Source organism: Micrococcus sp. HMSC067E09 (genome assembly GCF_001812555.1).
GTDB classification, from domain to species: Bacteria; Actinomycetota; Actinomycetes; order Actinomycetales; family Micrococcaceae; genus Micrococcus; species Micrococcus lylae.
In genome coordinates this window covers 1-7,395 of sequence record NZ_KV809442.1, presented here as the reverse complement: position 1 = coordinate 7,395, position 7,395 = coordinate 1, and the positions used below count along the sequence as shown (strand labels likewise).

Below are 7,395 nucleotides of genomic sequence, written 5' to 3'. Positions count from 1 at the left end.
CCCGTCTACACCCTCGATTGTGAAGAGCCCACAAACCGTACGGGCCGATCGAACTCACCCTCAAGGGCGAACAGCTCGCCCTCGCAGTGATCCGGCACAACCGCATCGCCCGCGCGTTCCTGTACCAGGTGCTCGACTATGCCTGGCCGGAGGTCGCCAGGGAAGCCGACGAACTGATGCCGGTGCTCCACGACGACCTTGCGAACCGCCTCCACGCGGTCGCGGGCTCACCGCAGACCGACCCATACGGCAACCCGATACCCGGAACCGGCGAATCGCCCGCACGGCGCGGTCGTCCGTTGAGCGAACAGCGCAGCGGTGTGGAACTGGAGATCCTGCGCGTCTCCGACACCGACCCCGCGCTACTCGAGCGCTTCGATGCCCTCGGCCTCACCCCGGGACGACTTGTTCGCGTGGAGCAGATGGATCACGCGACCGGGGTGATCGACTTGATATGCAACAACACGGCGCACACGATCGGAGTCCAGGCAGCCTACCGAATCTTCACCGCGAGACCGGACGGGAAGGAACACCAGAACCCGGCTCAGGTCAGTGCTTCCACCCAGACCGCATCAGTGGCGGCGCGCCCCAGCGCGAGCCTCTCTGTCCGACCCTCGACACGCACCTCGATCACTTCCGAATAGGGGGTACTCGGGTGCGCTTCGAGCACGGTGCCGTAGCGGACCCCGTTCTCCGCGAAGAACTGCAGCAACTGCGGATCATCGTCGGAGATCCGCTCCACCCGCGCCCGCTGCCCCGGCGCAAGCGCAGTCAAGTGGATCGCGTTGGGGCGTGCGACAGTGCCGTCCGCAGAGGGTATGGGGTCACCGTGCGGGTCGCGATCAGGATGCCCGAGGAGCTCGGCAAGACGCTCGATCATGAAATCGGATACGGCGTGCTCGAGCGTCTCGGCCTCGTCATGCACCTGATCCCACCGATACCCGAGCGTTTCCACGAGGAACGTCTCGATGAGACGATGTCTGCGCACCATCGCAACCGCGTGCACCCGCCCCTGCGCGGTCAACGTCACCGCACCGTACGGCGCATGCTCGAGAAAGCCCTGCTCGGTGAGCTTCCGAACCGCATCCGACACCGAAGAGAGCTTCAACCCCATCCGATCCGCCATCAGCTTCGGCGTCACCGGGGTCTCCGACCACTCCGCCAGGGCCCATACCGCCTTCAAATAGTCCTGGCTACTCGCAGACAATTCAGAAACCGACATACCGGCAGAATAACCTGCCGAAGACTCAACTACGTACAGCCGTACTCCCGGCCGCCACGAGTACCCGCAGCGGCAACTCGTTGCACCTCCCTGTTCTTCTGAATGAACGTATGCTACCGTGGTAGATACGTCCGTTTCTGTAGTAGAAACAATAGGTAGTGATCCTCATGCATGGCGGCGTGATCCTGTTCCGGGGTACCGGAGCCGACGCGCGTCGGTATGTCGAGGCCGACCGCTCCCGTGCCGATGACTATTACCTCGGCGCGGATGCGTCTGTGGCGGCGTTCACCGCGCTCGACGGCGGCGGGAACGTGACTGCTGCGGTCGGGCTTGACCCGGAGGCGTATGCGGCGTGGGTGGATTGGGTGAACCCGGTCACGGGCGAGTCGATGGGCACGCCCCGTCTACCGGGTGTCGGGAAACAGGGGTCGCCGCGGTTCGCGGAGATGGTGGTGAACGCTCCGAAGTCGCTCTCGATTGCCGCAGCGCTCCACCCGGAGGTCTCCGATGTTCTCGACCGGGCGCAGCAGGACGCGGTGGCGGAGATTCAGGCGTGGCTCGCCGAGCATTCCGTGACCCGTGTCGGGCCGCGCGGCAAGCAGGAGGTGGTGCCCGTCCAGCAGTTGCAGACGGTGGCGGTGTCGCACCGCACGTCGCGGGCGGGTGATCCGCACCGGCATATCCACTTTCAGGTCGGTACCCGCGTATGGGCGGCTGGGAAGTGGCGGGCGCTGGACACGGCGGCGTTGTTCCGCCAGCAGGGCGCGATTCGCGCGCTCGGCACCGCGGTGATCGCCGCGCACCCTGAGCTTGCGGAGGTGCTGGAAGGGCACGGTTTGACCCTTGATCCGGTATCGGGTGAGGTGGTCGAGCTCGAGCGGTTCAACGGTGTGATGAGTAAGCGCGGCGAGCAGGTGCGCAAGCACTTGGAACGCTTCGAGGCGGAGTGGGAGGCGGCGCATCCGGGCGAGACTGTGGGGCCGGTCGTCTCGGCCCGGCTCGCGGCGAAAGCGTGGGCGTATGAGCGGCCCGCGAAGAAGCCCACCACGCTGCGCGAAGAACAGGCGTGGGCGACGGAGTTGCGAGAAGCCGGCTACGACCCGGAGACGTGGCGCCGGCCCGTGCGTCGTGCGCCGGTGTCGCTGGATGACCTCTCCGTGCAAGTCGTGGCGAGCCGTGCGCTGGATCGGTGCGCCGCAGGTAGTTCGGCGTGGACGCGGCACACGGTGCAGGAGCACGCGACGCGGATCATGACCGAGTACGGCGTGCAGGCCGCACCCGCCGAGGTGCGCGAGTTCGTGCGCATTGCAACGGCGTTGGCGATGGAGGATTGCTTCTCGATCCTCCCGCCCGGCGCACCGGCCCCGGAGCATGTGGCGCACCTCACGAGCCTGCGCGTGGTGCAGGCTGAGACGGAACTGCGCGACCTCCTGACCGCACGAGTGCCGAAGCGGGAGCCGAAGCACCCCGACGTGCGCGACGCGGCAAAGGCGCGGGGTCTGGACGCTGGGCAGGAGCGCGCCGCCGCCGCGGTCGCATCGCGCGATCCGCTCGTCGTCGTGGAGGGTGCAGCGGGTGCGGGCAAGACCACGATGCTCGGTGTCGCTATCGAGGTCGCGGCGCAGCATGGCCGGGTGTCGCGGGTGGTTGCGCCGACGTTGCGCGCCGCGCAGGTCGCACGCGACGAACTCGACGTGCCCGCGAGCAGTGTTGCGGCGCTCGTGCACGCGCACGGGTGGCGCTGGAACAGTGACGGCGTATGGACGCGCCTCGCACCCGGCGACACCGACCCCGAGACGGGCCGCACCTATCGCGGCCCGTCCGAGGACGAGCGGCTGGCGCGGGGTGAGCGGGTGATCGTGGACGAGGCCGGGATGCTCGACCAGGACACCGCGATCGCCCTGCTGACCGTCTGCGATGAGGCTGGCGCGACGGTCGCACTGGTCGGGGATCGCGCCCAGCTCGCCGCGGTCGGTCGTGGCGGCGTGCTCGATGTGGCCGCGCAGTTCCGGGGTCACACGTTCGATATGGCCGAGGTGCACCGCTTCACCGACCCCGCCTACGCCGAAGTCACGCTACGGATGCGCGACGGCAGAAACCCCGGCGAGGTGTTCGACCAGCTCGCCAGGCTCGGTCTCATCCGCCTGCACGACAGCGGCGAAGAGGCGCGCGAGCATATCGCCCAGGCGCGGCAGGACGGCGAAGCGATCACCGTCAGCACGAACGATGAAGCCCGCACCGTCAACGCCCGCATCCGCGAGGAACGAGTCTCGCACGGTGCAGTCGACGACACGACGACCGTGTACGGGAACGACGGCCTGCCCATCGGGGCCGGGGATGTGATTCAGACGCGGAAGAACAACACTGATGTGGGCGTAGCGAATCGGCAGCAATGGGTCGTGCAGCACGTCGAGGACGACGGCGCGCTCTCCGTGCGCGAGGCCGGGAACGGGCGGAAGCGGCAGCGCACCCTGCGCCTCCCCGCCGACTATGTGGCCGAGCACGCCCACCTGTCGTATGCGTCGACCGCCTACGGGGCGCAGGGCGCGACCGTGGCGGGGTCGCACACGATCCTCACCGACGCGACCAGCGCCGCAGGCGTGTACGTCGGCATGACCCGCGGGCGCGAGTCGAACGTGCTGCACGTCGTCGCCGAGAGCCAGGCCGACGCCAGGGCGCAATTCATCGAGGCGATGGAGCGCGACCGCGCCGACCGCGGACTTGCCGACGCCACCCGCCGCGCCGTCGAGGAAGTGGCCGGGCTCACCGAGAACGGCCCCGTGCGGTTCGTGAACGACGAGATGGCGGCGCTCGACAAGCGTGCGGCAACGGCTGAGGCGCAGGCCGCACGCTGGCAACAGGTCAGCGCCGCCCTTGCCGACCTCAGCGACCGCGAGACCGAAGTACGGGAGAGGGCGCGAGCGGCCGAGCAGTCCGCCCGTGAGCGTGCCGAGCAGGTGCGCGCCGAGGTCGCCGCGCCGGTCGTCTCCGCGGCGAGAGGGGCACTCGCCGACTGGCAACAGGCCGACGCTGCTGAACAGGAAGCCAGCGAGCAGGTGCCGGCGTCGTCGTGGTTCGGGAAGCGCCGCGCCCGCGACGAGCACGAGAACGCCCAAGCGCGAACCGCCGAAGCGCGCCAGCAGGTGACGAGCGAGTGGGGCGAGCCGCCGAGGTCGAACGAACGCGCAGATGCGTGGGTGGAGCGAGTCACCCGGCCCCGAATCGACAGCGACCCGCGCGTGATCGACGCCGAGCAGGAACACCAGGCAGCACGCGACGCCCTGCTGCACCGGCCAGAGCGAGCACAGACCGAACGACTCGTCGCGTTCGCGCGAGTGTTCGGCGCGGAGACCGTGATCCGCAATCAGCAGGCATACCTCACCACGAACCCCATGCAACAAGCCACACGAGCAGCGAACACCGCGAGGCAGGCGCGGGAGGAAGCCGCTCTGCTGCGCACGCTCACCCCCGCCGAAGCCGTGGCACGGATCGAGCAGACCCGCGCAGAACAGGCCGCGAGCGAGGCCCAGCGAGTGGAGCAGGAACGCGCCAGGCCATACAACTTCCCCCAGAAAGATCGCAGCACGCCAGAGCGTGACGGGTTTGGTCTGAGCCGGTAGCCCTGTTTCTGCTTTCAGGTTCTCGCGGAGAACCCATCCATAGGATGACAGATGACGGTAGAAGTGCGACGAGGCGAGGTGGCTGATGGGTGATCGACGGGCCGAGATGATCCGCGAGGTCGTCCACCGCATTGTGGCGCTTCCCCGTACCGCTCCGGTGCGGGTGGCGGTCGATGGGCGCACCGCATCGGGCAAGACCACGTTTGCTGACGAACTCGCCGCAGGCATCCAGCAGACCGGCCGCTCGGTGATCCGCGCCCAGATTGACAGATTCCACCGTCCGAAGGTCGAGCGGTATCGGCGGGGGCGCATGTCGGCCGAGGGGTATTACCTTGATGCCCGCGACCTTGATGCCGTGGTGTCGTTGTTGCTCGCGCCTCTCGCCCCCGATGGTGATCGGATGATCCGCACGGAGTCGTTCGACCTTGATGCAGACCAGCCCATCGACGCCGAACCGTGGAAGGCCGCCCCTGATGCGGTGCTGATCGTGGATGGCACGTTCTTGCAGCGACCCGAGCTGGCGGCGCACTGGGATGCCACGATCTATGTGCGCACCAGCCCTGCCGTGTGCCTGCAACGCGGGATCGACCGAGACAGCGCCCATCTGGGCGGCCCGGAACAAACCCAGCGCATGTATGCCGAGCGCTACCAGCCCGCCTACGAGCTGTACGAGCAGGAGGCCTCGCCCGAGGCTAGCGCAGACCTCATCATCGACAACGACGACCCCGCACAGCCGACCGTCCATGCTCGACCAAACGGGCGACTGCCACGCGTCGAACGATAGACAAGAGCTGCCGCGGGCGCGTCGCGCCCTTGCCCCCGGCTACCGTCCGAGACGCGGGCCGCCCCGGTCGCCGCCAGGCGGGGCGTCGTATCCGAACGCATCCACCGGAGGCAGGGCACGGCGGCGTTCGCGTGCAGCGTCCAGCTCCCGGTCGAGCACGGCAGGGTCGCGGACGGCCTTGCGTGTCGTGAAGCCCTGAGTGTGCTCGTTCAACAGCCCTATCAGCCGGTCGTGCCGTGCGGCGTCCTCGACGGTGACGAGATTCGGGCAGATCAGCGCGTCCAAGCCCGAGGGGTCTTGAACGATGGCGAGGGTGCGAGCGTGGGCGAACACGTCGCCGGGAATCTGCGACCAGTCGATGACCCATCCAGCATCGCGGGCGAGCTGATTGAAGAAGACATGCTGGGTTCTCGTGTTCACGTCGCGGAACGGGTGGATCGCTGTCGTCTCACCCCACACCCAGGCAAGCCCCTCAGAGAACTCGTCCGCGTCCAAGCGGTGCAGGTAGTTGCGCTCAGCGAGGATGCCGAACACGCGCTCGGCCTCGGGCACGATGAACTGTGGGCGGCAGTGCGCGATCCCAGTTCCGCCGGGGTGAGTGTCGGTGTCGCGTACCTCGCCGCCCCACGAGTACATGTCCTGCGTCAGATACGCGTGGATCGCTTGCAGGTGCGCAAGGTCGTATCCGCCGAGGATTGGATGCTCACGCAACGCACCATGCGGGCACCGATGAAGTCCGCCTCGGCGTCTTTCCAGTCGTCGTAGTCGGTAACGCCGAACTTGTTGACGAGAACATCGCTGCCCGGATAGGTGTACCGATCAGGCATCGCGACGCAATACGGTTCAGACAGTGCGGGCGGCGAGGCGTGCGCGGGTGCGAGCGGCGATCACTTCGACGGCTTCGTCTACCGTGATTTCGCCGCGCACCTGGCGAGCCAGCAACTCCAGACCCTCGGGAGTCATTTCCTCGCCCGCGGTCTGCTGCCCGGCCTGCACTTCCGCAATGACGCGCTGAACGTGCGCCTCGGATACGCGAGTCTTCGTAGCCATGCGGGGTGCCTCCTTGTGGTCGGCGTTACGGGTTCAGTCTACGTCGTGTTCGCTGCAGTCTCCCCTCATTATCCTCCGAACGAAACCGGGGCCTTCACGATCTGCTGACGAGTTCGTGAAGGCCCCGCATGTCGCTCTATGCGCGTTCGATCGGCATTCAGAGTTCGGTGGTCGCGGTGCTGAAATCTTCGGCGCGATCGAGGACTGCGACGATTGAGGGGCCGGGGCGCAGGCGCCACGGGTTCGAGGGGAACCATTCGGACGCCGACGCCGCGTAGGTGTGCTGCAATGCTGCCGGGTAGGGGCCGCTCGTGCGGAACACCGCCCAGGTGCCAGCCGGAACCTCGATCACGTCGAGGTCGTCGGGCGCGGTCGTCCCCGCATCGAGCGCAACACCGTGCAGGTAGGTCAGCTCGGTCCCCTCGGTGTAGTCGGGATCGACATCGGCACTGACCTGGAGCAGCCCGGCGGGCTCCGTATTGCCGAGTGCCTTGAGTCGTCCATGCTCCTGCGCGGGCAGTGCGGCGATATGCGCTTCGATGCGCGGGTTTGCACCCGCGTGGATGAGCGGGACGCGAACGGAGTGACCAGCGAGCCGGAATGCCGGGCGGTCGGTGATGCGAGTGTCCATAGAGGTGTTCCCTTCGACGGTCAGGCGGAGCCTGAGTTGCGGTTGTGATCGAAGGGGGCGGGCGTGTCAGATGGTCTGTGTAAGCCGT

General features: G+C 67.6%; 7 protein-coding genes and 1 pseudogene. 3 read left to right on the top strand and 5 right to left on the bottom strand.

Annotated elements, in window-relative coordinates; genetic code table 11:
• Window positions 1-47 precede the first annotated feature (47 nt).
• Entirely contained in the window at window positions 48-644 is a 597-nt protein-coding gene (locus tag HMPREF2863_RS11530) for a metal-dependent transcriptional regulator (protein ID WP_256388814.1), read from the top strand.
• Here HMPREF2863_RS11530 and HMPREF2863_RS06915 read toward each other — a convergent pair.
• Entirely contained in the window at window positions 545-1,222 is a 678-nt protein-coding gene (locus HMPREF2863_RS06915; RefSeq protein ID WP_082739837.1) for a metal-dependent transcriptional regulator, read from the bottom strand. The genes HMPREF2863_RS11530 and HMPREF2863_RS06915 overlap by 100 nt on opposite strands.
• Before the next feature lie 167 nt (window positions 1,223-1,389).
• On the opposite strand from HMPREF2863_RS06915, the gene mobF reads away from it, so the two are divergent.
• Together mobF and HMPREF2863_RS06905 are read left to right on the top strand one after the other, a co-directional pair.
• The gene (mobF, locus tag HMPREF2863_RS06910) at window positions 1,390-4,842 is read left to right on the top strand and encodes a MobF family relaxase (protein ID WP_067190842.1); all 3,453 of its coding nucleotides are present in this window, start codon (window positions 1,390-1,392) and stop codon (window positions 4,840-4,842) included.
• Between the two features lie 106 nt (window positions 4,843-4,948).
• A complete protein-coding gene (locus tag HMPREF2863_RS06905; protein WP_067190845.1) occupies window positions 4,949-5,626 on the top strand; it encodes a nucleoside/nucleotide kinase family protein in 678 nt (225 codons plus the stop codon).
• Between the two features lie 39 nt (window positions 5,627-5,665).
• Here the strand turns inward: HMPREF2863_RS06905 and HMPREF2863_RS06900 are convergent, their stop codons facing one another.
• The 4 genes and pseudogenes from HMPREF2863_RS06900 to HMPREF2863_RS06885 form a co-directional block, all read right to left on the bottom strand.
• Window positions 5,666-6,262, bottom strand: a complete 597-nt coding sequence (locus tag HMPREF2863_RS06900; RefSeq protein WP_067190820.1) for a Fic/DOC family protein — start codon at window positions 6,260-6,262, stop codon at window positions 5,666-5,668.
• An 8-nt stretch (window positions 6,263-6,270) separates the two neighbouring features.
• Entirely contained in the window at window positions 6,271-6,453 is a 183-nt protein-coding gene (locus tag HMPREF2863_RS06895; RefSeq protein WP_067190822.1) for a hypothetical protein, read from the bottom strand.
• 16 nt (window positions 6,454-6,469) lie between these two features.
• A complete protein-coding gene (locus tag HMPREF2863_RS06890) occupies window positions 6,470-6,676 on the bottom strand; it encodes a hypothetical protein (RefSeq protein ID WP_067190824.1) in 207 nt (68 codons plus the stop codon).
• Window positions 6,677-6,833: 157 nt separating this feature from the next.
• Window positions 6,834-7,364, bottom strand: a pseudogene (locus tag HMPREF2863_RS06885) (GyrI-like domain-containing protein); the annotation flags it as partial.
• Window positions 7,365-7,395 lie beyond the last annotated feature (31 nt).